Origin of the sequence: Streptomyces sp. NPDC059718, from assembly GCF_042733315.1 — a bacterium.
Taxonomy (GTDB): Bacteria; Actinomycetota; Actinomycetes; order Streptomycetales; family Streptomycetaceae; genus Actinacidiphila.
The window spans coordinates 112,656-135,169 of record NZ_JBHWGA010000021.1 but is presented as its reverse complement, the minus strand read 5'-3'; the positions used below and the strand labels follow the sequence as shown (position 1 = coordinate 135,169).

Genomic DNA, 22,514 nt, shown 5'->3' with positions numbered 1-22,514 from the left:
GACCTGGTGCTGGCCCGGTGTGTGGGCGCCTTTGATGATCAGTCCGATCAGCGCGTCGTACAGGGCCGGGCGCAGGGGTGGGGGGGGGGCGCCCCGGGGGCCCGCCCCGCCGGACCGGGCCGTCCGGCCGCGGCAGCGGCGCGGTGTGGTCCAACGCAAGGTGATCGGTGAAGGCGGAAGCGTGATGAGTGAGCAGCAGGGCAACGGCGGCATGGCGAAGGGACACGGCGGCGCCAAGGGCGGCCGCAAGCCCGGTGCCGGATCGGAAGCCGGCGGGGCGAACGGACCGGTCACGGGACCGGGCGGGACGAAACAGGGCCCCGAGCACTACATGGGGATGGCGGGGACGCACGCCGGGCACCCGGGCCGCGCGGGCTGGGGCCGGTACCTGGTGGCGCCCCGGCCGGGCCCCTGGCTGACCGCGGGCGTACCGCCCGTCGAGGCCTCGGCGCTGTTCACGCTGCTCGAGGAGGATCCGGAGGTGGAGGTGGTCGCCCAGGTGCACCCCTCCCGCTCCCGCGGCCTGGAGGCGATCGCCGAACCCCACCCGGTGTGCCCCCCGGTGGCCGTGGTGACGATGCCCCACGAGCGTGCGCGGGCGCTGGCCGCCAACCCCCAGGTGGTCGTCGAGGCCGACCAGCCGCTCGCCTACGCGCCGGCCCCCGCGGGGCGGCCGGCCGCCTGGGCCGTGGACCCGGCGATGGAGGTCACCCTCCAGGAGCCGCCGCGCATCACGGTGCGCGTGACGAGTCGCGGTCAGGGCGTACCCGACGCGCAGGTGTGGGCGACGGGCACCGGCGCGACGGCGTACGCCGTCACCGGCGCCGACGGCCGGGCGCAGCTCGTCCTGCCGGCGGACACCCCGGCGACCCTCCGGTCCCTGTACGTGCGCCCGGCGGGCGACCACTGGCCGGTGCGCACCGGCCGCCCATTCCCGGACGACGACACCCTGTCCGGCGCCGAGGTGGAGGTGGTGGTCCGCTCCCTGGCGGAGACCTTCGAGGGCTTCCCGGACCGGCCGCTCACCGGCTGGGGCTGGCAGGCGATGCGCCTGCACGAGATCCCCCCGACCTACCGCGGCCACGGCGTCTCCGTGGCCCTGCTGGACTCCGGCGTCGACACCTCGCACCCGGACCTGAAGGACACCGTCCGCTCCGGCGCCGACTTCACCCCCGCCGCCGACGACGCGGGCTGGCGGACGGACGCGACCGGGCACGGCACCCGCTGCGCCGGGATCGTGGCCGCCGCCGACAACCGCACCGGGGTCACCGGCATCGCGGCGGACGCCACGGTGCACGCCCTCAAGCTGTTCCCCGGCGGCCGCGTCGCCGACCTGCTGCGCGCGGTGGACCACTGCATCTCCCACGACATCGACGTCGCGCAGATCAACGTCACCTACGACCAGCCCTCGCAGCTGGCGGCGTGGAAGCTGATGGACGCGCACGCGGCGGGCATCGCCGTCATCGCCCCGGCGGGCGACACCTCAGGTGCGCTCAGTCCGCTCGCCGCCCTGCCCACCGTGCTGGCCGCGGGCGCCCTCGCGCACACCGGCACCTACCCGCCGGACAGCCCTGCGGCCGCCACCCAGCCTCCGTGGCCCGGTCCGTACCCGGCGCCCTTCACGCCCACCGGGCCCGGCGTCGACCTCACCGCGCCCGGCACCGCGATCGTCACCACGGCGCTCGGCGCCACCTACACGGTCGCCGAGGGCACCGCCATCGCGGCGGCCCATCTCACCGGGCTGGCCGCGTTGCTGCTCGCCCACCACGAGCAGCTGCGGGCGACGCCGCACCCCCGCGGCGCCGCCCGCACGGACCAGCTGATGGCCCTGCTCCGCGGCGCCAGCCGGCCGCTGCCCGTCACCGAACCGCTGCGCGTCGGCGCCGGGCTGCCCGACGCCCCGACCGCGCTCGGTCTCGCCGCCTCGACGGCGGCGACGTTCGACGCGTCCGCCGACCCCCTGGCGACGGGCTCGCCCTCCCCCAACTGAGACGCGCCCCGCGCACCGGGCGGTGGTCCGGTCCCGTCTCCCGGACCACCGCCCGCTCACGCCCCGCCGGCGCGTGCGCATCGTTCCGCTGCTCGTCCACGCGCCGTACGTGGCGTCCGGGCGGGCTCACAGCCGCGGCAGGGCCTCCCAGCGACGGCGGGGACGGCGGAGGTCGAGCCAGAGGACGTAGCCGCGCAGATAGGTCTCCAGACCGTCGTCGAGGTAGGCGACGAAGTCACGGTGGCCGCGAATGGCGTCCTGATAGTGCGGCCGGTACCTGAGCGCGGCGTTGTCGCCCCAGCCGGGATGCGCGTCGGCGCCCCAGTCGGCCGCGATCGCCACCGCCCACTCACGGACCCGGCCCCGGTCGCGCCACCAGGCGCGGACGAGGTCGGGGGTCCAGTGCTCGTCGCCGTCCCAGCCGTATCCGCTGTACAGCTCCAGGCGGGCGGCCGCGACCAGGGCCTCCGTCTCGGCCTCGTCCACCGGCTGGCGGAAGACGAACTCGGTCCCGAAGCCACCGCCCAGGTCGTCGTCGTAGGCGATGTGGCGCGGGGCGTCGAGCCGGCCGGTCGCCATCGAGTCGGTGGCCGCGCCGTAGAAGGGGCCGGGGACGTTGCGCCAGTTGCGGTCGGCCCAGACGCCGGTGAAGACCTCCCGGTCCGGCTCCTCGGCGGCCAGCAGCCGCCGGGCCGTGGGCAGCGGATCCCAGTGGGCGTGCACGGCGTCTCCTCCCCCTCCGTCGACGGCAGCGAGTATCGCGTGTGGACGGTCAGGACACCGCGCCGGGGGTGCGGGCGACGGTCAGCGCGACGGCGCGGTCGCCGATCCGGACGACGCGGGCGACCGGGGCGTGCAGGCCCGAGGCGACCGCCAGGTCCGCGGCGTCCCGTGCCGTCACCGGGAGCGGCAGGTCGCGTGCGACGAGCGACGCGAAGGGGCCGGAGGCCCGGAAGCCGGACGCGAGGGGGAGGCTGTACCCGACACGGCCACCGGGCCGCAGGGCGCGCCGCCAGTCGGCGAGGGCCCGCCCACCGAGGAAGTGCAGGGACGACGCGCACAGGACCAGGTCGAGCGCACGGTCGGCGCAGGGCAGGGGCACGGCGTCCGCGACCCGCCAGTCGATCGCCCCGGGAGCCGCCATGCGCTCGGCGCGGGCCCGGCCCGCGGCGATCATGGCCGCGGAGACGTCCACGGCCAGCACCGCGGGGTCGGCGGACGAACGGGAGCGGGCGAGCGTCAGGGCCACCGCCCCGGTGCCGCAGGCCACGTCGGCCACCCGCCGGTCCACCGGCGTGGGGTCCGCCAGCTCGATCAGGGCCGCGGCGACGGCGTCGTGATGGTCGTCGTCATAGTCCGCGGCCAGCAGGTCGAACGCCTGGCTCATCGGCGTCCGCTGCCGTGTCGGCTCCGGCGTGGGCCCGTGCATGCGGTGGCGGTCCTCCCAGGGCGTCGCGCACGATCGCGACGACGGCCATGTCGTCCTGCAGCGGGGCGGAGACGTGGGCCAGCAGGTCCTCGGTCATCTCCCGTACGAGCTGGTCGGGGCGCCGGTCACCCCACTCCGCGACCCGGCTGATGAGCGGGTAGAACTCCCCGTCGCCGTTCCGGGCCTCGGTCACGCCGTCGGTGTAGAGCAGCAGCCGGTCGCCGGGGGCGAAGGTGAAGGTGGTGGGAGCGTAGCTGCTCCCGGTCAGCCCACCGAGGCCCAGCGGGGGCGCCGGTTCGGGGACGTCGAGGGTCGTGACGGTTCCGTCGTGGAGGAGGATCGGCGGCAGGTGGCCGCAGCTGACCACGTGCACGTACGGCTCGTCGTCGGGGATCTCGACGACAGCGGCGGTGACGAAGCGTTCCACGACGTCGGTTTCGCCCGGCTCGTCCCACGCCTGGGTCAGCTCCCAGCGGACGCTGCCCTCCAGCAACTCCATCAGCTCCGCCAAGGGCGCCTGCCGGTGCGCGGAGGCGCGGAACGCCCCGAGGACGGTCTCGGTGTCGCCGATGGAACCCAGTCCCTTGCCCCGCACGTCGCCGATGAGCAGGCGGGTGGCCCGCGCCGTGCGGGCGACGGCGTACAGGTCGCCGCCGATGCGGTCACCGTCGCCGGCGCTGCGGTACGCCGTGGCGATGGACACCGGCCCGGCTTGGCGCGGCAGCGGCCGCAGCACCACGCCCTGGGTCGCCTGGGACACCTCGCGCAGCTCGGCGAGCTCACGTCTGCGGCGCTCGCGCAGGGCGCTGATGAGGACGAGCAGCAAGGAGAGCAGCACCAGGGAACCGAGCTGGAGGAGGACGTTCTCGGTGAGGAGCGTGTGCCGCTCGGCGCCCGCGGCGACGAGCGCGAGCACCGCCGCGAGTCCCGCCAGGGCGCCGCGTACGGCTCCGGCGAACGCGGAGGCCAGCGCGACCGGGATGACCAGCACGTGGGCGAGGTGGATGTCCTTCGGGAGGAAGTGGTCGGCGACCGGCACCGCCGTGATGAGCGCGAACATCACGGCGAGGAAGACCCTGCAACCCGATCCGTTGGGATCCTGCATCGCCGAGAGACGGGACCCGAGCTCCATGCGGGTCCTCCCTTCCCGCACCCGGGGCGGGTGCGACCACGACAAGCCCTCGCTCTGCGCGACTCAACATACGGGCTTTTCGTTTTCTTCCGGACAAAATTCTCGTACGAGAATCCATCATCCGACGTCCGGAGGTGTGGGCGGGAGACCCACGGGCGCTTTCCGGGGGCTCAGGCGGCCAGCAGATCCGCCCAGCGCCCGCCGCCACGGCTGCGGGTACCGACGCCGGACCCGATGCCGAGGCTGTCGACGATGGCGGCTCCACGGCCGTGCTCGCCGGGGCCGCGGCCGGCGGCCCAGGCGCCGTGCCACGGCGCGGGCCCCCCGTCCGTGACCTCGACGCGGATGATCGCCGTGCCGTCGACCTCGCCGCGGCGCAGGCGCAGGGCGACCGGGGGCAGCGCGTGCTCCACGGCGTTGGTCACCAGTTCCGATACGACGAGGACGGCGTCGTGGACGGCCTCCTCCGGCACCGACCAGCCGGTCAGCACGGTGCGCGCGGTGCGTCGCGCGACGGCCACGGCCACGGCGCGGTGCTCCAGCTCGCACACGTACACGTCGGTACGGCCGGCCGATGACGGGGTGGCGTACCAGTGCGTCATGTCCATCACTCCCCACGCCGAAGGGCTGCTCCGCAGCGTCACCGGTATGGGGAAGGGCCCCCGGTCCGTCCCCAACGGATGCGGGGCCCCGGCACCCGCTCACATGGTGTACCCCGCCGTGACCTCCTGAACCCCACGTGTCACAGCGGTCGCGCAGCGGCTCCCGGAGGCCCGTGACCCGTCTGCGATGCTGGTCGCGTGCCGCCCCCGCAGACCACCCCCGAACCGATCACCGCGGACCCGCCCGACGTCGCCGCCGGCCCGCTGCTCACCCAGTCGTGGCTCGACCTGGCCTTCCTCCACTGGGCGGCCGACCCCGCCGACATCGCGCCGCTCCTGCCGGCCGGCACCTTCCCCGACACCCTCGACGGCTTCACCTACGTCGGCCTCGTCGCCTTCCGCATGCACCGGGTCGGCTGGTTCCGCCTCCCGGGCGTGCCCTATCTGGGCACCTTCCCCGAGACGAACGTCCGGCTGTACTCCGTGGACGCCCACGGGCGGCGCGGTGTCGTCTTCCGGTCGCTCGACGCGTCCCGGCTGATACCGGTGGCGGTCGCGCGCGCCGCGTTCCGCCTGCCGTACCTGTGGTCGCGGATGGCGATCCGCCGCGACGGCGACACCCTCACGTACAGCAGCACGCGCCGCTGGCCGGGGCCGCGCGGGGCGCACTCGCGCATCACCGTGCGCGTCGGCGAGCCCGTCGCGGAACCGACCGAACTCGAGCACTTCCTCACCGCGCGCTGGGGTCTGCACAACACCTTCTTCGAGCGGCAGCTGTACCTGCCGAACTCCCACCCCCGCTGGCCGCTCCACCGCGCCGAACTGCTCGACTGCGACGAGAGCCTGATCACGGCCGCGGGCCTCCCCGCCCCCGTGGGCCCCCCGGTCAGCGTCCTGTACTCCCCCGGCGTCCCCGTCCGCTTCGGCCGCCCCTCCCGCCCGGGCGGCATCCCCACGCCCTGAGGTCCGCGGGATCCGGGACCGCGGCTCAGTCGGGCGGGAGGAGCGTGCCCAGGGGCCCGAGGTCGAGGTTGAGGTCGGACATGGACAGGCCGTACTGCGTGCAAAGCCCTGTCATGCGGTCGTGGAGGATCATCAGGGTGGCGCCGAGGCGCTCTTCCTCCTCCTCGGTGAGGTCGCCCGCGTCGACGCGGTGGAGCGCCTGGCGTTCCATGAGCTGGCGGAGGAGTTCGACGAGGGTCAGGACGAGCTTCATCAGGTCGCGTTCGACCGTGTCGGGGTCGGTGCTGATGCGGCGCGCGGGGTGGGGGGACGGGCTGTCGCGCGGCACGGCGGGGAGCAGGCGGAAGGCGCGGGCGGCGGCGTCGGCGACCTCGCCGAGACGGTCCGGGGGGTGGTCGTCGCCGGGGGGTGCCGGGGGTGTCATGGGCCGGGCTCCGGGCCCCACGGGGAGGGGTTGCGTTCGCTGACGGAGACGATCAGGGCGCGCAGGGAGATGCGGACGAGGTCGATGTCGGCGATGGAGAGCACCACGTCGCCGGTGAGGACGACGCCGCCGCTCAGGAGGCGGTCGAGCAGGTCGACGAGGGCCACCTGACGCTCCGCCAGAGGTTCGGGGGCCCGGTCGGCGGCGGTCATGCCGGCGCGTCCGCCACGTCCGCCACGTCCGCGTCGGGGAGGGCGGCGAACGAGTACGGGGCCCAGGGGCCGGTGACGTCGACGCGCACCCCGGGCAGTCCTTCGCCGGCGGCGAGGACGCGGGTGCGGAAGGCCTCGGCCCGTTCGTCCGCGAGGAGGAAGGCGTCGTTGAGGACGTTCTCCCCCGCGTCGGCGGCGAGTTGCCCCTGCTGCACGCGGTGCCGGGCGTGCCCGGTGGCCAGTTCGCGGCCGATCGTCCCGACACGTGCGGCGGCTTCCTCCGCCGCGCGGTAGGCCTCGTCGCGGGAGTGCCGCTGGGCGCGGCGGGCGCGCAGATAGGCGCGGCCGGGGCTGAGGTCCTCGCCGGCGCCGGCGCCGGCGCCGGTACCGGCGGCGCCCGCGGACGCAGCCGCCGCCGTGGCCTCCACGTAGATCTTGACCCCCCATTCGAGGTGTCCTGCGAGCCGCTCCAGGACCTGCGTGAACGCCGCGTCGTCGTCCCGCAGCACGGCCAGGACGCGTGCGTCGTCCAGGTAGACGGTGGCCAGCCGCAGGGGCAGCACGGTGGTGTGCGCCGAGAGCGCCTCGATGACGGTGTGGTGGGCGCGGGCGACGGCCTCCAGCCAGTCCAGGTCCTCCAGGTGCCGGCGGAGGGCGTCCTCCCGGAAGTCCGCGGCGGGCACCGGGCTGACGGCCGCGGCCAGCGGACCGGACGTCACGAGCCGCACCGGTGCCCCGGCGACGCCCGTCAGCGCGTCCAGGGCGCCCTCCGGAACGCCGCCGCCGCGCAGCACGGCGTACGCGTAGCTGACCCGGTCATCCATCGTCCGTCCCGGGATCGCCGCCACGGCGGTGCGTCGCCGAGGAGGACCGCGTGCGGTGGCGGGAGGCCACGCTGCCCCGCGGCGTGTCCGTCAGCTCCCGCCCTTCCTTCAGCGCCTCGATCTCCTCGCGCAGCCGGCGGTTCTCCTGCGCGAGCGAACTCTCCCCGTGGGCACGGGAGGACAGCGACGGATCGTGCTCCCACCAGTCGATGCCCATCTCCTTGGCCTTGTCGACGGAGGCCACCAGCAGCCGCAGCTTGATGGTGAGCAGTTCGATGTCGAGCAGGTTGATCTGGATGTCGCCGGCGATGACGATGCCCTTGTCCAGGACCCGTTCGAGGATGTCCGCCAGGTTGGCCGAGGACCCCTGCCCTTGGGCGTACGGCTGGGGAGCGGCCCTCGTGGGGTACGAGCCGAGCCGGCCCGCCGGGGAATCCGTCACTGCGTCACCTCGTCTCAGGGCGCGGGCTCGCCGCGCCGGAAGGCCGCGATCTCGTCGAGGCGGTCGAGCAGTTCCTCCTCGCGGGCCTCGAAGGTCTCCTCGTCGATCCGTCCGGCGAGGAGTTCCTTCTCCAGGGCGGCGAGTTCGCGTTCGACGGGCTCGGGGTCGTAGTACTCCTGCTCGGCGGCCTCCAGTACGCGCTCGACCACCCAGCCCACCCCGCGCACCGGCGCCAGGGGGAGGGTGACGATCTGGGTGAACAGTCCCATGGGGGCCACTCCCTCTCACACGAAGCTGTACGGGGGCAGCGGTCCCAGCAGCCGGAAGTCGCACTCCTCGCCCACCTGGCTGGCGAGGCTCAGCTGGGTGGCCAGGAACATCTCCTCCTTGCTGTCGTCCACCAGGAAGGAGACGCTGAGGAAGTCCTGTCCGCCCGGCGCGGAGGCCACATCGTCCCGGACGAAGGGGCGCAGCGCCTCGACGATGCCCGCCCCGAGGGCCTGCTGGCGGGCCTGCACCTCGTTGGCGAGCAGCTCGCCCAGCATCAGCGGCATGTCGGGGGACGCGGCTCCGCCGCGGATCTCCTCGTTCAGCCGGCGTGCCTCGTCGCTCTCCTCCAGGATCCGGCGCAGCAGGGAGTCCTCGTCCCACGAGACCTTCAGGTGGTACTCGGCGCAGCCCTGCAGGTTCTTCAGCTGCTCCCGGTACTCCACCGCCCGGTCCTCCAGTACGGCCTTCACGGCCTCCTCGTCGGGTGCCGTGAAGCCGAAGCGCAGCGGCAGCACAGCACCGTCGGCCATCAGCCGTTCCTGGACCTCCTGATGGGCGAGCACGTCCCTGCGCCGGGGACGCAGGTCCTCGGGGGCCTCACTCACGACCGCGGAGAGCTCGGCATTCGTCACCGTGCGCAACTCCTGGTCCGATCCGCCGACGGCCGTGAGGCCGTCCAGGCGCAACGGGTGGTCCTTCGCGGTGATGGAGTAGACGTAGACGGCCATGGTCATTCCCTCTCCCGCCGGGAAGCCCGCCCGGTGCTCCTGCGCCGCGGCTGCCGGGGCTCCTCCTCGTACTCCGCTTCCTCCTCTTCGGGCTCTTCCTCGTACTCGTCCTCCTCGTCCTCGTCGCCGCCCTTCAGGGCGCCGGTCACGGCTTCCACGGCACCGGAGAGCGCGCCCTTCGACTTGCCCTTCGCGCCGCTCTCGGTGATCTCGCCGACGAGGTCCGTGAGCTGGGTGGGCTGTTTCCGGCCGGACTCCAGGTCGAGGCGGTTGCAGGCTTCGGCGAAGCGCAGATAGGTGTCGACGCTGGCCACGACGATGCGGGCGTCGATCTTCAGGATCTCGATGCCCACCAGGGACACACGGACGAACACGTCGATGACGAGTCCTCGGTCCAGGATGAGCTCCAGGACGTCGTACAGGCTTCCCGTCCCGCCGCCCCGGGAGATACTGCCGCCACCTTGCGGCACCACGGTCATGGCGCCTCCCTTCAGCACCTCGTCGTCTCAGAAGCGCCGGTCGATCTGCCCCCGCGTGTAACGGCGGGTGCGTTCGTACGCCACCAGGTCTCCCTCCTCGTCGAGTTTCACGTGGTAAGTGGCCATCACGCTGGTGGTCTCGGGCACGCGCTCCAACTCCAGCACCTCGACGTCCGCTTCCCAGCCCTCGTCGACGGGTTTGACCGCCGAGACCGACTCCGGCCTGCGGCCCAGGAGTTCGAAGAGCTGCTCGGCCGCGGAACGCATGGCCCAGGCGGCCGATCGCTTGCGCGGCCGCTGGGCACCTTCGCCGTCCCGGCCGCGCCCGGTGCCCTTGCTCCGGGCGTTCCTGTCGCTTGCGGCCATCCCGTTCTCCGGTTCCGGAGGAGCGCCACCCCCACTAAGAAACGTACTATTTCAGCATATACACCCCCACCCCTGTGTGCGGCGACGGGTCGCTTTCCGAAGGGAACGACTGATGAAGGACACGACCAAGATCGCTCTTGCCGCCGCTGTTGCCGGTGGCTACGTGCTCGGTCGCGCCAAGAAGGGGCGGCTCGCCTTCGCGATGGCGACGTTTATCGCAGGTCGCCGTGCCGGACTCGATCCGCAACAACTGGTCACCGAGGGTATTCGCAAGCTCCAGGACATCCCCCAGATCGCCGACCTCAACGAGCAATTGCGCGGCGAGCTGATGGACGCCGGCCGCAAGGCCCTCACGTCGGCGGCGGACCGCAAGCTGGCCGACCTGGCGGGCGTGTTGCACGACCGCACCGCCAAGATCGGCGCCAAGAAGGCAGGCGGCGAGGAAGAGGAGACGGAAGAGGAATACGAACCGGAAGAGGGGGAAGAAGAGGAGGCCGCGGAGAGGCCCCGCCCCAAGCGCCGTCGTCCCTCCCGGAGGCGAGAGGAGCCTGAGGACGAGGAGCCTGAGGACGAGGAGCCCGAGGGAGAGGAGCCCGAGGACGAGGAACCCGAGGAAGAGGAGCCCGAGGAAGAGGAGGAAAAGGAGGACGAAGGCGAGGAGGAACCGCCCAGGCGCCGCGCCGCGAAGCGCCGGCAGCCACGGCCGGAACGCAAACCGGAGCGCAGGCCGACGGCCAAGAAGGCACCCGCCAAGAAGGCACAGCCCGCGAAGAAGTCCGCCGCCGCCAAGAAGACCGCGGCACCGGCCAAGCGCACGGCGAAGAAGACTTCCGCGCCCGCCAGGAAGACCACGGCGCGCAAGGCCCCGGCGAAGAAGACGGCGGCCAAGAAGACGTCCACACGGCGGAGGTAGCCCGATGGCCAGGACGGCACAGGACACCGGTAACGGCCAGGCCTCCGGCCTGGATCAGCTGCGCGACGAACTCGCCAACTTCCTCGGCGCCCAGGTGGGGAACCTGGCCGACAAGGCGGGGGACAAAGTCGCCGACCTCACCGGCCAGTTGCAGGACGTGGCCGACAACGGCGGCGTCCTGCCCAAAGCGGGCCTGCGCATCCTCCAGGGCGACTCTCCCCTCAAGGCCATCGGCGGCGGGATGCTCGACAGGGCCAAACAGGCGTTCGGCGGCGGCAGCGGCGGGGACGGGGGCGGGGGCGGGATCCTGGACAAGGCGAAACAGCTCTTGGGCGGCAAGGGCAAGGGCCGCAAGTCCGGTACGCAGAAGGTGACGAACATCGTCGAGGTCCTGGACGTCGGGGTCCCCCTCCGATTCGCCTACGACCACTGGACCCAGTTCGAGAAGTTCAGCGCCTTCACCAAGGGCGTCCGCAGCGTCTCCAAGGGCGACGACACGTCGAGCGACTGGAAGGTCAAGGTCGGCCCGTCGACCCGCGGCTGGAAGGCGACCGTCGTGGAGCAGGTCCCCGACGAGCACATCATCTGGCACTCCGACGGCGCCAAGGGCACCACGCGCGGCAGCGTCAGCTTCCACGAGCTCGCGCCGTCCCTGACCCGCATCGTCCTCGTCGTCGAGTACTACCCCTCCGGCCTGTTCGAGAAGACCGGCAACATCTGGCGAGCGCAAGGCCGCCGTCTGCGGCTCGACTTCAAGCACTTCCAGCGGTACGTCTCACTCACCAACGAGGAACCAGAGGGCTGGCGCGGCGAGATCCGCGACGGCGAGGTCGTCCGCACGCACGAGGAGGCCCTGGAGGCGGAGGAAGCCGAGGAGGGCGAAGAGGAGTACCCCGAGGACGAGGAAGAGGAAGAGCCTGAGGACGAGGGCTACCCCGAGGACGAGGACGAAGAAGAGGAAGAAGAAGAGGAGGGAGACGAGGAGGGAGACGAGCAGGACGAAGAGGAGGACGAAGAGTACGCCGAGGACGAAGAAGAACCGGAGGATGAGGACGAACCGGAGGACGAGGACGAGGAGTACGACGAAGAGGACGAGGAAGAGTACGAGGGCGCGCGCCGCTGACGCCCCGTCACTCCTTGCCCGCGCACATGCCCCGGCGGGCCGTGGTCGGCACGGCCCGCCGCGCGTCGTGTCACCGCTCCAAGCGGCGGATCTCCAGGGTGTTGTCCACACGCGTCGTGGGCCGTCCGTCGGGGTCGTTCTGGACGCGCTCGTGCTCGTCGGTCAGCAGCACCTCCCACTCCTCCTCGGCGAGCTCGAGGCTCCGCAGGACCTCCTCCGGCGTCGGGAAGTGCACCTCAGGGTGCGGCTCGGTCTGCCAGGCCGGGAACCCGGAGTGCCCGACGACGAGCAGCACGCCGCCGGGTGCCACGGCCGCCGCCGCGGCGCGCAGGATGCGCTCGCGGGGCATGTCGTTCGGCGAGTGCAGGAACTGCGCGGAGACCAGGTCGTAGGTTCCCCCGGGGAACGTCTCGGACAGGTCGTGCCGCTGCCAGTCGACGACGCCGTCCGGGATGCCCTCGGCCGTCGCGTGGGCGGCGGCACGCTCCAGGGCGACGCGGGAGATGTCGACGGCGGTGACCCGCCACCCCTGCCGGGCCAGCCAGACCGCGTCGGCGCCCTCGCCGCAGCCCAGGTCGAGCGCCGTACCGGGCTTCAGGCGCCCGACCTCGCGGACCAGGACCTCGTTGGCCTTTCCGCTCCAGACGCGGTCGCTCCCGGCGTACCGGGCGTCCCAGAACTCCGCCTCGGATGCGGCGCCGGTCGTGCTGGTGGTGCCGTCGGTCATGGATGTCGTCTCCTCCGTGCCGTGGATGTGGACCTGCCCCGACCTTGCGGCCCCGCGCGCTCGCCGGGCAAGCCTTCTTGCCGGTTCGGCAACTCGTCCGCAGGCCGTCCTCTGCCCCGGCGGCAGGCCGGCACCTATGTTTGGTGTCATGGACACCGCGTCGAATGACGACCACCCCCTGCGCCGCCTGACGCTCGACCAGCTCCGGCGCCGGACGAGCATGAAGTGGCGCACCCATCCGGAGGACGTGCTGCCCCTGTGGGTGGCGGAGATGGACGTGCCGCTGGCCGGGCCCGTGGCCCGCGCGCTCACGGAGGCGATCGCGGTCGGCGACACGGGGTATCCGGCGGGCACCGCGTACGCGGAGGCGCTGGCGGACTTCGCCCGTGAGCGGTGGGGCTGGGACGGTCTGGCCGTGGAGCGCGCCTCCATCGTGCCCGACGTGATGCTGGGTGTCGTCGAGATGCTGAAGCTCGTCACGGATCCCGGGGACCCGGTGATCGTCAACTGTCCGGTGTACCCGCCGTTCTACCAGTTCGTGACGCACATGGACCGGCGCGTGGTGCAGACCCCGTTCGGCTCCGGCCTGCGGCTGGATCTCGCGGCGCTGGAGGAGGCCTTCGCCCGGTGCACGGCCGGCGGCGGACGGGCCGCCTACCTGCTGTGCAGCCCGCACAATCCGACCGGCACGGTGCACACCGCCGAGGAGCTGTCCGCGGTGGCGGCGCTGGCCGGGTCGTACGGGGTGCGGGTCGTGGTGGACGAGATCCACGCACCTCTGGTGACCGCCGAGGCGGCTTTCGTGCCGTACCTGAGCGTGCCCGGCGGCGAGAGCGGCCTGTCGCTGATGTCCGCTTCGAAGGCGTGGAACCTGGCCGGTCTGAAGGCGGCCCTCGCCCTGGCCGGGCCCGCCGCGGCGGACGACCTGGCGCGCATGCCGGAGGAGGTGAGTCACGGGCCGAGCCACCTGGGCGTCATCGCCCACACGGCGGCGCTGCGCGACGGCGGCCCGTGGCTCGACGCCGTGCTGGACGACCTCGCGCACAACCGGCGGCTGCTCGCGGAGCTGCTGGCCGAGCACCTGCCGTCGGTCGGCTACCGGCCGGCCCCGGGCACCTACCTGGCCTGGCTGGACTGCCGGGAGCTGGGCCTGGGCGACGACCCGGCCGCCGCCTTCCTCGCCCGCGGGCGGGTCGCCCTCAGCGCGGGGCCGGACTTCGGCACGGGCGGCGACGGGCACGTACGGCTGAACCTCGCGACGACGCCCGAGGTGCTCACGGAGGCGGTGCGCCGGATGGCGAAGGCGCTCGGCTGACGGCCGCCGCGGCCGAGGCCTGAAACGTCCCTCGCCGGGTAGCCGCCCCGACAGACCGAGGCAGGCATCGGACGAGGCCGCCGTGACGCCGGACGGCGCGGTCCGGCACCGCGCGGTGCCCGGGCGCTCCCGGCGGCCCCAGGGAGGCGAGGAACGTGACGGACGACTCCACGCCCGGGAGCGGCGGCGGCCTGCGCGTCGTCGTCGTAGGGGCGACCGGAAACGTCGGGACGAGCCTGGTGCGGGCGCTCGGCGAGGACCCGGCGGTGGCCGGGATCGTGGGCATCGCCCGCAGGATCCCCGAGGACTGGCAGCCCGCCCGTACCTCGTGGGTGCACGCCGACCTGGGCGACGACAGAACGCGCCTGGTGGAGCACTTCCGCGGTGCCGACGCCGTCGTGCACCTGGCCTGGCTGCTGCAGCCCACCCACGACCCCGCGATCACGTGGCGCACCAACGTCCTGGGCAGCATCCGCGTCTTCGAGGCGGCCGCGGCGGCCGGTGTGCCGGCCCTGGTGCACGCCTCGTCGGTGGCGGCGTACTCGCCCGGCCCGAAGCGGTACCCGGTCGACGAGTCATGGCCCACGCACGGCTGGCCGGGGGCCGCGTATTCCCGGGAGAAGGCGTACGTCGAGCGCTACCTCGACACCTTCGAGCGGGAGAACCCGCGCCTGCGCGTGGTGCGGATGCGACCGGGCTTCATCTTCAAACGGGAGTCCGCCGCTCAGCAACGCAGGCTGTTCGCCGGGCCGTTCCTGCCGAACCGGCTCGTACGGCCCCGCCTGGTGCCGGTCGTCCCGGACCTGCGCGGTCTGCGCTTCCAGGCGCTGCACTCCGACGACGCGGCCGAGGCCTACCGGGCGGCGCTGCACCGTCCCGTGCGGGGCGCCTTCAACCTGGCGGCCGATCCGCCGCTGGACGCGGGTGAACTCGCCACGCTGCTCGGGGCGCAGGTCGTCCGCATGCCGCGGGGCGCGGTGCGGGCGGCGCTGGCCGGGGCGTGGCGGCTGCACCTGGTGCCGTCGTCGCCCGGCCTGTTCGACGCGGTCGTCAGACTGCCGCTGATGAACACCGCGCGGGCCCGCCGCGAGCTGGGCTGGGAGCCCCGCCACACCGCCACGCAGGCGATCGAGGAGTTCCTCGCGGGTCTGCGCGAGGGCGCGGGCGACACCTCCACCGCCCCGCTGGCACCGGGCGGGGCCGGCAGCCGGCTCCATGAGGTCGCGACCGGCGTCGGCTCACGGCCGTGACGGTCCGTGGCCGTGACGGCGTAGCGGCCGGACGGCGTCCCGTCATCGCCCTTCGTCGGCGTGGAGCCGCTCGGTGTCCTGCGGTTCGGCCTTGGGCAATGTCTCGTCCGGACCGTCGTCCGGGCCTCCGTCCGGCCGCGCCCGCGCCCGTTCGAGCTCGGCGTTGAACTCCAGGCCGAGGAGGACGGCGATGTTCGAGATCCACAGCCAGACGAGGAAGACGATGATCGCCGCCAGGCTGCCGTAGAGCCGGTTGTAGTTGCTGAAGTTGGACACGTAGAGGCTGAAGAGCATCGAGGCGAGGGCCCAGATGACCACGGCCAGGATGCTGCCGGGGCTCACCCACCGGAAGCCGCCGTGCTTCACGTTGGGCGCCGCCCAGTACAGCAGCGCGAGGACCAGGCTGAACAGCAGGAGCATCACGGGCCATTTGGCGATCCCCCACACGCCGAGCGCGGCGTCGCCGACCCCCAGCACCTGACCCGTCCTGCGGGCCAGGACTCCGGTGAGGACCACGCCGAGCGCGATGAGCGCCGTCACCACCAACAGCACCACGGGAATGACGAATCGGGCGGCCAGGGTCTTCCACACGGGCCTGCCCTCGTCGATGTCGTAGAGGGCGTTGGCGGCCCGCATGAAGGTCGCCACGTAGCCGGAGGACGACCACACGGCGACCACGATGCCGATCGCGAGGGCGAGTCCCCCGCGGCCGACGCCGTGCTGCAACTGCCCGAGCACGCCGGTCAGCGTGTCGCGCACCGGTCCGGGCGCGAGCCCGCTCGCGTTGACGATCAGGGGTTTGACGCTGGGGCCGCCCAGCAGGCCGACGACCGAGACCATGACGAGGAGGGCCGGGAAGACCGACAGGACGGCGTAGTAGGTCAGCGCCGCGGCCCAGTCGGTCAGGTGGTCCGCCCAGAACTCCTTGACCGTGCGCCGGAGCACCACGCGCCAGGACTCCTGGGGGAGCTCGGTCGGCTTGCTGACGCCGGTCTGCGGGTGGCGAGCCATGCGCGATCACTCTCCTCAGGGCACACGTCCCCCACAGGAAACAGGGCAAACCGCCTCACAAGGGATGAACGACGCACCGGCCCTCAGTGCTGGAGCGCGACCTTCGCCGCCACGATGACCAGGCCCAGCACCAGGTTCACGATCCCCACCGACACCACCGCCCAGCGGGAGGCTCCCACCCGGATGACGGCCGCGCTGGCCCACACGACCTGCTGGACGACGGCGATGGTCAGGGCCAGCCAGGCCGCGCCCTCCAGCCCGAGCCCCAGCAGGGGGCTCACCGCCACCGCCGTCGCCGGCAGCAGCGCGGCCTGCACGATCGGCCACTCGCGGACGCACACCTGGCGGATCTCGTGCCAGGTGATCCTCCCCCCGCGCAACCGGTCGCCGACGAAGCCCGCGTAGACGTGGGCGGCCCAGAACACCAGGCCCGTGCAGATCAGCAGCAGCACCAGTTCCAGCCGCGGGTACGGCCCCGCCGAGCCGGCCCCGGCCACCACCGAGGCGGCCAGCAGCGATCCGTAGACGGCGCCCGTGTAGTTGGCGCGTCCCGTGCCGGGAGCCTCCCGGCCGGCGAGGTCCCGCGGGGCGGAGCCGGCTGTCACCCCTTCAGGATCACCGAGGCGACCCGACCCCGCACGGCCGTGCCCGGCAGGGCACGCCCGGAACGTGACGTCCGAATCCCGCCAGCGTCCCGCTCCCGCGATGCCGCACAGTGGAGGGGTGACGAACGACGCGACCGGCGAGGACAGCAGGTACGAGGCGGTGTGCAGCCGCGACGCGCGCTTCGACGGCGAGTTCTTCTTCGCGGTGGCGACGACGGGGATCTACTGCCGCCCCAGTTGCCCGGCGGTCACGCCCAAGCGGCGCAACGTCCGCTTCTTCCGAACGGCGGCGGCCGCCCAGGGGGGCGGTTTCCGGGCCTGCCGGAGGTGCCGTCCGGACGCGGTGCCGGGGTCCGCGGCGTGGAACGCGCGGGCCGATGTGGTGGGCCGTGCGATGCGGCTGATCGGCGACGGCGTCGTCGACCGGGAAGGCGTCGCCGGGCTGGCCGCACGGCTCGGCTACAGCGCCCGGCAGGTGCAACGGCAGCTCAACGCCGAGGTGGGGGCGGGTCCGATCGCCCTCGCGCGTGCGCAGCGGGCGCACACCGCCCGGATCCTGCTGCAGACCACGGACATGCAGGCCGCGGAGATCGCCTTCGCGGCCGGCTTCGCGAGCGTACGGCAGTTCAACGACACCGTCCGCGAGGTGTACGCGCTCACGCCGACCGCACTGCGGCGGGCGCGCCCCGCCCGGCACGCGGCCGCCGACGCCGCCGCCGGGGTGCCGCTGCGGCTGGCGTACCGGGGGCCGTACGACACCGGGCAGGTCTTCGACTACCTGGCGGCCCGCGCGATCACCGGCGTCGAGGAGATCACGGGGACCCGCGGCCGGCGTGTCTACCGGCGCACCCTCCGCCTGCCGCACGGGCCCGCGGTCGCCGAGGTCGAGGAGGCGGCGCCCGGCAGGGGCGGTGACTGGCTCGAGTCCCGGCTGCACATGACCGGGCTCCGCGACCTGACCACCGGGACGCAGCGGGTGCGGCGCCTGTTCGACCTGGACGCCGATCCGTACGCGGTCGTGGAACGACTGTCCGCGGACCCGTCGCTGGGGGCCCTGGCCCGCGCCCGCCCCGGGCTGCGCGCTCCAGGGGCGGCGGACCCGCACGAACTGGCGGTGCGGGCGGTGCTCGGGCAGCAGGTCTCCGTGGCGGCGGGACGCCGGCTCGGCGCGGCCCTGGTCGCCGCCCACGGCGAGCCGCTGGCGGCGCCGAGCGGCGGCCTGACGCATTTGTTCCCCGACGCGGACGCCCTCGCCGGGGCGTCGCTGGAGGCGGTCGGCATGCCGGAGGCCCGGCGGGAGACGCTGCGCGGCCTGGCCCGCGCCCTCGCCGTCGGCGAGGTCGTCCTCGACCCGGGCGCGGACCGGGACGGCGCGGAGAAGGACCTGCTCGCGCTGCGCGGCATCGGGCCGTGGACGGCCGGCTACATCCGGATGCGCGCCCTGGGCGATCCCGACGTGCTGCTGGAGGGCGACGTCGCCGTGCGCGCGGGGGCCGCGCGTGCCGGTGTGCCGCTGGAGGACGCCGAGGGCTGGCGGCCGTGGCGCAGCTACGCGATGCACCTGCTGTGGGGCGCCGGTTGACCGGGAGGCAGCGGGAATGCGACGTCCGAATCCCGCCGGACATCGGTGATGAACCACCGCAGAATCGTAGATGTCACTGAAACCGTGAGAAAAGGAAAAGACCGATGACGGTCTACACGACGCTCGACAGCCCGCTGGGCGAACTGCTGCTGGTCGGCGAGGAGTCGCCCACCGCGAAGGGCGGCACCGCGCTCTCCTCGCTGTCCGTACCGGACCAGAAGGGCGGCGTCCTCGCGGCGGACCTGGCGGACAGCGCGCGTGCCGACGACGCCGCGTTCACCGAGATCGCCCGCCAGCTGCGGGCGTACTTCGCCGGTGAACTGACCGACTTCGACATCGAGTTCACCAGCGCGGGCACCGCCTTCCAGCAGCAGGTGTGGAAGGCCCTGGAGGCCATCGGCTACGGCACGACGCTGACCTACGCGGACGTCGCCGACGCCATGGGCATCCCCCGGACCTCCTCGCGCGCGGTCGGCACCGCGATCGGCCGCAATCCGCTGCTGGTCGTCCGCCCCTGCCACCGCGTGCTCGGCGCCAAGGGCGCGATCACCGGCTACGCGGGCGGAGTCGAGCGCAAGCGGCTGCTGCTGGACCTCGAGGCCGGGCACGGTACGGCATGAGGACGACGGCCATGACCACCACCGCCGCACCGCCCACGACCGCCCTGCCCGAGCGGGTCGACGCCGAGGACTGGCCCGCGGTCGCCGCCGGACTCGACGCCCACGGGAGCGCCCTGACCGCCCGTCCGGTCCTCTCCCCCGCCGAGTGCCGGGCGGTCGCCGCGTTCTACGACGAGCCCGGGCGGTTCCGCTCGACCGTCGACATGGCCCGGCACCGCTTCGGCTCCGGACAGTACCGCTACTTCGCGTACCCCGTCCCCGAGCCGGTGCGGGCCCTGAGGGCGGCCTTCTACCCGCGGCTGCTGCCGATCGCCCGCGACTGGGCGGCCCGGCTCCGGCAGCCCGCGCCCTGGCCGGACACCCTCGACGCGTGGCTGGCCATGTGCCACGCCGCCGGTCAGACGCGGCCGACCCCGATCCTGCTGCGCTACGGCGCGGGGGACTGGAACGCGCTCCACCGCGACCTGTACGGGGACCTCGTCTTCCCGCTCCAGGTCGTGATCGGGCTCGACGCCCCCGGCGAGGACTACACCGGCGGCGAGTTCCTGATGACGGAGCAGCGGCCGCGGGCGCAGACCCGGGGCTCGTCCACCACCCTGCCCCAGGGCCACGCGCTGGTCTTCACCACCCGCGACCGGCCCGTACGCTCGGTCCGCGGCTGGTCCGCCGGCCCGATGCGGCACGGGGTGAGCACCGTGCGCGCGGGCCGCCGCCACACCCTGGGCCTGGTCTTCCACGACGCGACGTGACCACGTACGTGCTCACCGGCCCGGACGGGCTGCCGTACCGCAGCGCGGTCCCGGGGACGCTCGGCGGGCACCGGCGCGGCCGGCTGTACGGCCGCCTCGACTGCCCGGCAGCACAGAAGGCCATCGCGCGCGGCGGATACGTGCGGGAGCGGGTCTTCTTCGCGGACGAGGCGACGGCGGTCGCCGCGGGCTTCCGGCCCTGCGCCCGCTGCCTGCCCGGACGGTACCGACAATGGAAGGCGACACCGACGGAGCGGAACGCCATGACCCACCCCGACGCACCCGCCGCGGCACCGGCCTCGCCGCTGGTCACGCCCGAGGGGCTCGCCGTGCTCGACGGCGTGCCGGCGCCGCAGCCGCACACCGGGACCGAACTCATGGCCCTGCTCGGCCTGCTCGGTGACGCCCGCCCCCGCGTGCGCGCCGTCGCCGTCGGCCACAGCCGGGACGCCGCCTCCCGTGCCGCCGCCGGGGCCTTCGCCGCGGCGTGGCGCGCGTCGGGCGGCACCGTGGTGGCCGTCGTGGACTGGCCCGAACGGGCCGCGTCCTGGCTGCGGGCCGCCGGGCGGCTGACCGCGCCGGCGCCGGACGCCTGGGTGGTGGCCGCGGCGCCCGCCGGGTGGGCACAGCTGGCCCGCCGTCTGCGACACAGCACGCCGTGGGACCCGGCCCGTACGTACGGCTTCGCCTCCCTCGGCGACGCGCGCGCGGTGGCCGCCGCGGGCGCGGAGACGGTCCAGGGCCTGCGCGGCGCGGCCGCCGACGGCGGGACCTGGCGCGTGGACCGGGGCCGGGTGACCGCGGCCGCCCCAGGGAAGGGCGGTGCCCGGTGAGCGCGCTCATCCCGCGTCCCCGGCTGCAGGTGGCGCCGGGCGCGGTGCACGTGCCGGGCTGGCTCACCCTGGACCAGCAGCGGGAGCTGGTCGTCGCGTGCCGCGCCTGGGCCATGGGCCCGGTCCCGATCCGGCACACCCGCCTCCCCCGCGGCGGGGTGATGTCGGTGCGCACGGTCTGCGTCGGCTGGCACTGGCGGCCCTATCGCTACACCCGTACCGCGGACGACGTGAACGGCGCCCGGGTGGCCCCCTTCCCCGACTGGATGGTGGACCTGGGCCGCCGCGCCCTGGTCGAGGCGTACGAGGACCCGGCGGCAGGTGACGGCTACACTCCGGACACCGCGCTGATCAACTTCTACGACGGCGACGCCAAGCTCGGCATGCACCAGGACAAGGACGAGCGCAGCACCGCCCCCGTCGTGTCGCTGACCATCGGCGACACCTGTGTGTTCCGCTTCGGCAACACCGAGAACCGCAACCGCCCTTACACGGACCTGGAGCTGGCCTCGGGCGACCTGTTCGTCTTCGGCGGCCCGTCCCGCTTCGCCTACCACGCGGTGCCGAAGGTCCTCCCGGGCACGGGTGACCCGGCCACCGGTCTCGCCTCCGGCCGGCTCAACATCACGATGCGGGTCACGGGACTGGACGACGGGACGCGGGGGCGGGCGCCGCGGCGATGACGGCGTCCGCGGCGCCCGGGCGCAGGCCCGGGGCCAGCACCAGGGTGACGGCGACGGAGACCGCGGCCATGACCGACATCGCGGTGGCCGGGGAGGTGTGCTGGGCGACGGCACCGGCCAGGGCGGCGCCCAGGCCCTGGCAGGCGAGCATGCCCGAGGAGTGCAGCCCGAGGGCGTGACCGCTGAGTTCGTCCGGGGTGAGGGCCATCAGCCGCTCCTGCAGCAGCAGGCTCGCCGCGTAGCCGACGGAGGCGACGGCGACGACGGCCGCCGCCAGGGGCAGCACCGGGTGCAGGGCGAAGAGCAGGTAGGGGGCCGCGAGCAGCAGTCGCAGCGCAGCGCCCGCGCGTTCGCGCCACCACGGCGGGACGAAGCGGCCGGCCATCGTGTCGCCGGCAAGCATGCCGCAGGCCGCGGCGGCCAGGAGCAGCCCGGCGTGGTCGGGCGCGTAGGGCACGAAAAGCGACTCGCAGCCGACGATCAGGCCGTTGGGAACCCAGAGCGCGAGGTACACATAGCGGCGCGGCCGGGCCGACCACAGCAGTGCGTTGGTCCGCCAGGTCTCGGCCGCCGAGGGGCGGCCGCCCGCGCGCGGGGGCCTGGGGCGCAGTCCGGTCAGGGCGGCGGCCGCAGCCGTGAGGTAGAGCGCCGCGCCGGCGAGCAGGACGCCGCGGGGGGAGAGTGCGGCCAGCAGCAGGCCGCCTGCGGCGAAGCCGCAGATCTGCATGGTGCCGGTGGCCATGTTCAGCACGGAACGGCCCAGCAGAAAGCCGCCTTTGGGGAGGATCTCGTGGAGCAGTCCGTACCGCACTCCGCCGCCCAGTGACGCCACCAGGCCCTCGACGGGCAGGATGACGAAGACGGCCCACATCGGCAGACCGGGGACGGCCAGAACGGCGGTGCCCAGGGCGAAGAGCAGGGCGACCGCCGTGAGCGCGGCACGCGGCGGCAGCCGGTCGGCCGCCGACAGCAGTGTCGTCGCGCCCACCACCTGTGCGAGGGACGGGCCGAACATGGCGACGGCGGACAGCAGCGGTGAGCCCGTGGCGTCGTAGACCAGGGTGCTCAGGGCCAGCCCGCTCACCGTCTGCGCCGCGACCTGTCCGGTGGAGACCAGGAAGAGCGGGGTGAACTCCCGTGTGCGGAAGAGTTCTTGGTAGGTGCGCATGGACCTGAGTCTCGGCGGCGGCGCATCGGGCGGTTAATGTTTCGCGCAGGCGCGAAAGGTGAGGAGTGCGGGGC

At 73.9% G+C, this 22,514-nt stretch carries 27 protein-coding genes; 11 read left to right on the top strand and 16 right to left on the bottom strand.

Going from position 1 to position 22,514, the window contains the following annotated elements; translation table 11 throughout:
- Nucleotides 1-184: 184 nt before the first annotated feature.
- Nucleotides 185-1,990 carry a S8 family serine peptidase gene (locus tag ACFV3E_RS24020; protein ID WP_500536491.1) on the top strand — a complete coding sequence of 602 codons (1,806 nt, stop codon included), beginning with the start codon at nt 185-187 and terminating at the stop codon, nt 1,988-1,990.
- A 126-nt stretch (nt 1,991-2,116) separates the two neighbouring features.
- Here the strand turns inward: ACFV3E_RS24020 and ACFV3E_RS24015 are convergent, their stop codons facing one another.
- From ACFV3E_RS24015 to ACFV3E_RS24000, 4 genes are all read right to left on the bottom strand, one after another.
- Nucleotides 2,117-2,713, bottom strand: a complete 597-nt coding sequence (locus ACFV3E_RS24015) for a ferredoxin (protein WP_500536490.1) — start codon at nt 2,711-2,713, stop codon at nt 2,117-2,119.
- Nucleotides 2,714-2,762: 49 nt separating this feature from the next.
- The gene (locus ACFV3E_RS24010; RefSeq protein ID WP_500536489.1) at nt 2,763-3,377 is read right to left on the bottom strand and encodes a class I SAM-dependent methyltransferase; all 615 of its coding nucleotides are present in this window, start codon (nt 3,375-3,377) and stop codon (nt 2,763-2,765) included.
- Nucleotides 3,340-4,551, bottom strand: a complete 1,212-nt coding sequence (locus tag ACFV3E_RS24005; protein ID WP_500536488.1) for a PP2C family protein-serine/threonine phosphatase — start codon at nt 4,549-4,551, stop codon at nt 3,340-3,342. Before ACFV3E_RS24005 ends, ACFV3E_RS24010 begins: the two co-directional genes overlap by 38 nt.
- A gap of 170 nt (nt 4,552-4,721) precedes the next feature.
- Entirely contained in the window at nt 4,722-5,153 is a 432-nt protein-coding gene (locus tag ACFV3E_RS24000) for an ATP-binding protein (protein WP_500536487.1), read from the bottom strand.
- Nucleotides 5,154-5,351: 198 nt separating this feature from the next.
- Here ACFV3E_RS24000 and ACFV3E_RS23995 point away from each other — a divergent pair, with 198 nt between their 5' ends.
- Nucleotides 5,352-6,116, top strand: a complete 765-nt coding sequence (locus tag ACFV3E_RS23995) for a YqjF family protein (RefSeq protein ID WP_500536486.1) — start codon at nt 5,352-5,354, stop codon at nt 6,114-6,116.
- Between the two features lie 25 nt (nt 6,117-6,141).
- Here ACFV3E_RS23995 and ACFV3E_RS23990 read toward each other — a convergent pair whose 3' ends face one another.
- From ACFV3E_RS23990 to ACFV3E_RS23955, 8 genes are read right to left on the bottom strand one after another with little or no spacing between them, the layout of a single operon-like run.
- Nucleotides 6,142-6,540 carry a gas vesicle protein K gene (locus ACFV3E_RS23990; protein WP_500536485.1) on the bottom strand — a complete coding sequence of 133 codons (399 nt, stop codon included), beginning with the start codon at nt 6,538-6,540 and terminating at the stop codon, nt 6,142-6,144.
- Nucleotides 6,537-6,752, bottom strand: coding sequence for a gas vesicle protein (locus ACFV3E_RS23985; RefSeq protein WP_500536484.1), 216 nt, complete (start codon nt 6,750-6,752; stop codon nt 6,537-6,539). The genes ACFV3E_RS23990 and ACFV3E_RS23985 overlap by 4 nt, the downstream gene beginning before the upstream one ends.
- Nucleotides 6,749-7,576, bottom strand: a complete 828-nt coding sequence (locus ACFV3E_RS23980) for a GvpL/GvpF family gas vesicle protein (protein WP_500536483.1) — start codon at nt 7,574-7,576, stop codon at nt 6,749-6,751. Before ACFV3E_RS23980 ends, ACFV3E_RS23985 begins: the two co-directional genes overlap by 4 nt.
- Nucleotides 7,569-8,018, bottom strand: a complete 450-nt coding sequence (locus tag ACFV3E_RS23975; protein ID WP_500536482.1) for a gas vesicle protein — start codon at nt 8,016-8,018, stop codon at nt 7,569-7,571. Before ACFV3E_RS23975 ends, ACFV3E_RS23980 begins: the two co-directional genes overlap by 8 nt.
- Nucleotides 8,019-8,032: 14 nt before the next feature.
- Entirely contained in the window at nt 8,033-8,287 is a 255-nt protein-coding gene (locus tag ACFV3E_RS23970) for a gas vesicle protein GvpG (RefSeq protein ID WP_018559348.1), read from the bottom strand.
- Nucleotides 8,288-8,302: 15 nt separating this feature from the next.
- Entirely contained in the window at nt 8,303-9,016 is a 714-nt protein-coding gene (locus ACFV3E_RS23965; protein ID WP_500536516.1) for a GvpL/GvpF family gas vesicle protein, read from the bottom strand.
- A gap of 2 nt (nt 9,017-9,018) precedes the next feature.
- Nucleotides 9,019-9,495, bottom strand: a complete 477-nt coding sequence (locus ACFV3E_RS23960; RefSeq protein ID WP_500536481.1) for a gas vesicle structural protein GvpA — start codon at nt 9,493-9,495, stop codon at nt 9,019-9,021.
- 27 nt (nt 9,496-9,522) lie between these two features.
- The gene (locus tag ACFV3E_RS23955; RefSeq protein WP_500536515.1) at nt 9,523-9,762 is read right to left on the bottom strand and encodes a gas vesicle protein GvpO; all 240 of its coding nucleotides are present in this window, start codon (nt 9,760-9,762) and stop codon (nt 9,523-9,525) included.
- Nucleotides 9,763-9,973: 211 nt separating this feature from the next.
- On the opposite strand from ACFV3E_RS23955, the gene ACFV3E_RS23950 reads away from it, so the two are divergent.
- The gene (locus ACFV3E_RS23950) at nt 9,974-10,774 is read left to right on the top strand and encodes a histone protein (protein WP_500536480.1); all 801 of its coding nucleotides are present in this window, start codon (nt 9,974-9,976) and stop codon (nt 10,772-10,774) included.
- Nucleotides 10,775-10,778: 4 nt separating this feature from the next.
- Complete coding sequence (locus tag ACFV3E_RS23945) at nt 10,779-11,897, top strand: SRPBCC family protein (RefSeq protein ID WP_500536479.1); 1,119 nt, start codon at nt 10,779-10,781, stop codon at nt 11,895-11,897.
- Between the two features lie 70 nt (nt 11,898-11,967).
- On the opposite strand, the gene ACFV3E_RS23940 is transcribed toward ACFV3E_RS23945, so the two are convergent.
- A complete protein-coding gene (locus ACFV3E_RS23940; protein ID WP_500536478.1) occupies nt 11,968-12,624 on the bottom strand; it encodes a class I SAM-dependent methyltransferase in 657 nt (218 codons plus the stop codon).
- Between the two features lie 148 nt (nt 12,625-12,772).
- On the opposite strand from ACFV3E_RS23940, the gene ACFV3E_RS23935 reads away from it, so the two are divergent.
- Together ACFV3E_RS23935 and ACFV3E_RS23930 are read left to right on the top strand one after the other, a co-directional pair.
- Nucleotides 12,773-13,939 (top strand): MalY/PatB family protein, encoded by a 1,167-nt coding sequence (locus ACFV3E_RS23935; protein WP_500536477.1) that lies wholly within the window; start codon nt 12,773-12,775, stop codon nt 13,937-13,939.
- A 155-nt stretch (nt 13,940-14,094) separates the two neighbouring features.
- On the top strand, nt 14,095-15,189 hold the full coding sequence (locus ACFV3E_RS23930; protein WP_500536476.1) for an NAD-dependent epimerase/dehydratase family protein: 1,095 nt from the start codon (nt 14,095-14,097) through the stop codon (nt 15,187-15,189).
- Nucleotides 15,190-15,231: 42 nt separating this feature from the next.
- Here the strand turns inward: ACFV3E_RS23930 and ACFV3E_RS23925 are convergent, their stop codons facing one another.
- Together ACFV3E_RS23925 and ACFV3E_RS23920 are read right to left on the bottom strand one after the other, a co-directional pair.
- Nucleotides 15,232-16,200: a YihY/virulence factor BrkB family protein gene (locus tag ACFV3E_RS23925; protein ID WP_500536475.1), complete on the bottom strand. Its 969-nt coding sequence runs from the start codon at nt 16,198-16,200 to the stop codon at nt 15,232-15,234.
- A gap of 83 nt (nt 16,201-16,283) precedes the next feature.
- Entirely contained in the window at nt 16,284-16,805 is a 522-nt protein-coding gene (locus ACFV3E_RS23920) for a hypothetical protein (protein WP_500371811.1), read from the bottom strand.
- A gap of 100 nt (nt 16,806-16,905) precedes the next feature.
- Here ACFV3E_RS23920 and ACFV3E_RS23915 point away from each other — a divergent pair, with 100 nt between their 5' ends.
- The 5 genes from ACFV3E_RS23915 (at nt 16,906) to ACFV3E_RS23895 (ending at nt 21,272) form a co-directional block, all read left to right on the top strand.
- Nucleotides 16,906-18,387: an AlkA N-terminal domain-containing protein gene (locus tag ACFV3E_RS23915; protein ID WP_500536514.1), complete on the top strand. Its 1,482-nt coding sequence runs from the start codon at nt 16,906-16,908 to the stop codon at nt 18,385-18,387.
- Nucleotides 18,388-18,491: 104 nt separating this feature from the next.
- On the top strand, nt 18,492-19,007 hold the full coding sequence (locus ACFV3E_RS23910; protein ID WP_500536474.1) for a methylated-DNA--[protein]-cysteine S-methyltransferase: 516 nt from the start codon (nt 18,492-18,494) through the stop codon (nt 19,005-19,007).
- An 11-nt stretch (nt 19,008-19,018) separates the two neighbouring features.
- Nucleotides 19,019-19,756 (top strand): 2OG-Fe(II) oxygenase, encoded by a 738-nt coding sequence (locus ACFV3E_RS23905; protein ID WP_500536473.1) that lies wholly within the window; start codon nt 19,019-19,021, stop codon nt 19,754-19,756.
- Complete coding sequence (locus tag ACFV3E_RS23900) at nt 19,753-20,589, top strand: Ada metal-binding domain-containing protein (RefSeq protein ID WP_500536472.1); 837 nt, start codon at nt 19,753-19,755, stop codon at nt 20,587-20,589. Before ACFV3E_RS23905 ends, ACFV3E_RS23900 begins: the two co-directional genes overlap by 4 nt.
- Entirely contained in the window at nt 20,586-21,272 is a 687-nt protein-coding gene (locus ACFV3E_RS23895) for an alpha-ketoglutarate-dependent dioxygenase AlkB family protein (RefSeq protein WP_500536471.1), read from the top strand. The genes ACFV3E_RS23900 and ACFV3E_RS23895 overlap by 4 nt, the downstream gene beginning before the upstream one ends.
- Here the strand turns inward: ACFV3E_RS23895 and ACFV3E_RS23890 are convergent.
- On the bottom strand, nt 21,226-22,440 hold the full coding sequence (locus tag ACFV3E_RS23890; RefSeq protein ID WP_500536470.1) for an MFS transporter: 1,215 nt from the start codon (nt 22,438-22,440) through the stop codon (nt 21,226-21,228). The genes ACFV3E_RS23895 and ACFV3E_RS23890 overlap by 47 nt on opposite strands.
- Between the last annotated feature and the right edge of the window lie 74 nt (nt 22,441-22,514).

Coding starts and splice junctions, on each gene's coding strand:
- ACFV3E_RS23925 (WP_500536475.1), bottom strand. CDS start 16,200: ATGGCTCGCCACCCGCAGACCGGCGTCAGCAAGCCGACCGAGCTCCCC.
- ACFV3E_RS23940 (WP_500536478.1), bottom strand. CDS start 12,624: ATGACCGACGGCACCACCAGCACGACCGGCGCCGCATCCGAGGCGGAG.
- ACFV3E_RS23890 (WP_500536470.1), bottom strand. CDS start 22,440: ATGCGCACCTACCAAGAACTCTTCCGCACACGGGAGTTCACCCCGCTC.
- ACFV3E_RS23935 (WP_500536477.1), top strand. CDS start 12,773: ATGGACACCGCGTCGAATGACGACCACCCCCTGCGCCGCCTGACGCTC.
- ACFV3E_RS24010 (WP_500536489.1), bottom strand. CDS start 3,377: ATGAGCCAGGCGTTCGACCTGCTGGCCGCGGACTATGACGACGACCAT.
- ACFV3E_RS24005 (WP_500536488.1), bottom strand. CDS start 4,551: ATGGAGCTCGGGTCCCGTCTCTCGGCGATGCAGGATCCCAACGGATCG.
- ACFV3E_RS23910 (WP_500536474.1), top strand. CDS start 18,492: ATGACGGTCTACACGACGCTCGACAGCCCGCTGGGCGAACTGCTGCTG.
- ACFV3E_RS23980 (WP_500536483.1), bottom strand. CDS start 7,576: ATGGATGACCGGGTCAGCTACGCGTACGCCGTGCTGCGCGGCGGCGGC.
- ACFV3E_RS23915 (WP_500536514.1), top strand. CDS start 16,906: ATGCCGCACAGTGGAGGGGTGACGAACGACGCGACCGGCGAGGACAGC.
- ACFV3E_RS23965 (WP_500536516.1), bottom strand. CDS start 9,016: ATGGCCGTCTACGTCTACTCCATCACCGCGAAGGACCACCCGTTGCGC.
- ACFV3E_RS24020 (WP_500536491.1), top strand. CDS start 185: ATGAGTGAGCAGCAGGGCAACGGCGGCATGGCGAAGGGACACGGCGGC.
- ACFV3E_RS23955 (WP_500536515.1), bottom strand. CDS start 9,762: ATGCGTTCCGCGGCCGAGCAGCTCTTCGAACTCCTGGGCCGCAGGCCG.
- ACFV3E_RS23960 (WP_500536481.1), bottom strand. CDS start 9,495: ATGACCGTGGTGCCGCAAGGTGGCGGCAGTATCTCCCGGGGCGGCGGG.
- ACFV3E_RS23970 (WP_018559348.1), bottom strand. CDS start 8,287: ATGGGACTGTTCACCCAGATCGTCACCCTCCCCCTGGCGCCGGTGCGC.
- ACFV3E_RS23990 (WP_500536485.1), bottom strand. CDS start 6,540: ATGACACCCCCGGCACCCCCCGGCGACGACCACCCCCCGGACCGTCTC.
- ACFV3E_RS23950 (WP_500536480.1), top strand. CDS start 9,974: ATGAAGGACACGACCAAGATCGCTCTTGCCGCCGCTGTTGCCGGTGGC.
- ACFV3E_RS23985 (WP_500536484.1), bottom strand. CDS start 6,752: ATGACCGCCGCCGACCGGGCCCCCGAACCTCTGGCGGAGCGTCAGGTG.
- ACFV3E_RS23945 (WP_500536479.1), top strand. CDS start 10,779: ATGGCCAGGACGGCACAGGACACCGGTAACGGCCAGGCCTCCGGCCTG.
- ACFV3E_RS24000 (WP_500536487.1), bottom strand. CDS start 5,153: ATGACGCACTGGTACGCCACCCCGTCATCGGCCGGCCGTACCGACGTG.
- ACFV3E_RS23905 (WP_500536473.1), top strand. CDS start 19,019: ATGACCACCACCGCCGCACCGCCCACGACCGCCCTGCCCGAGCGGGTC.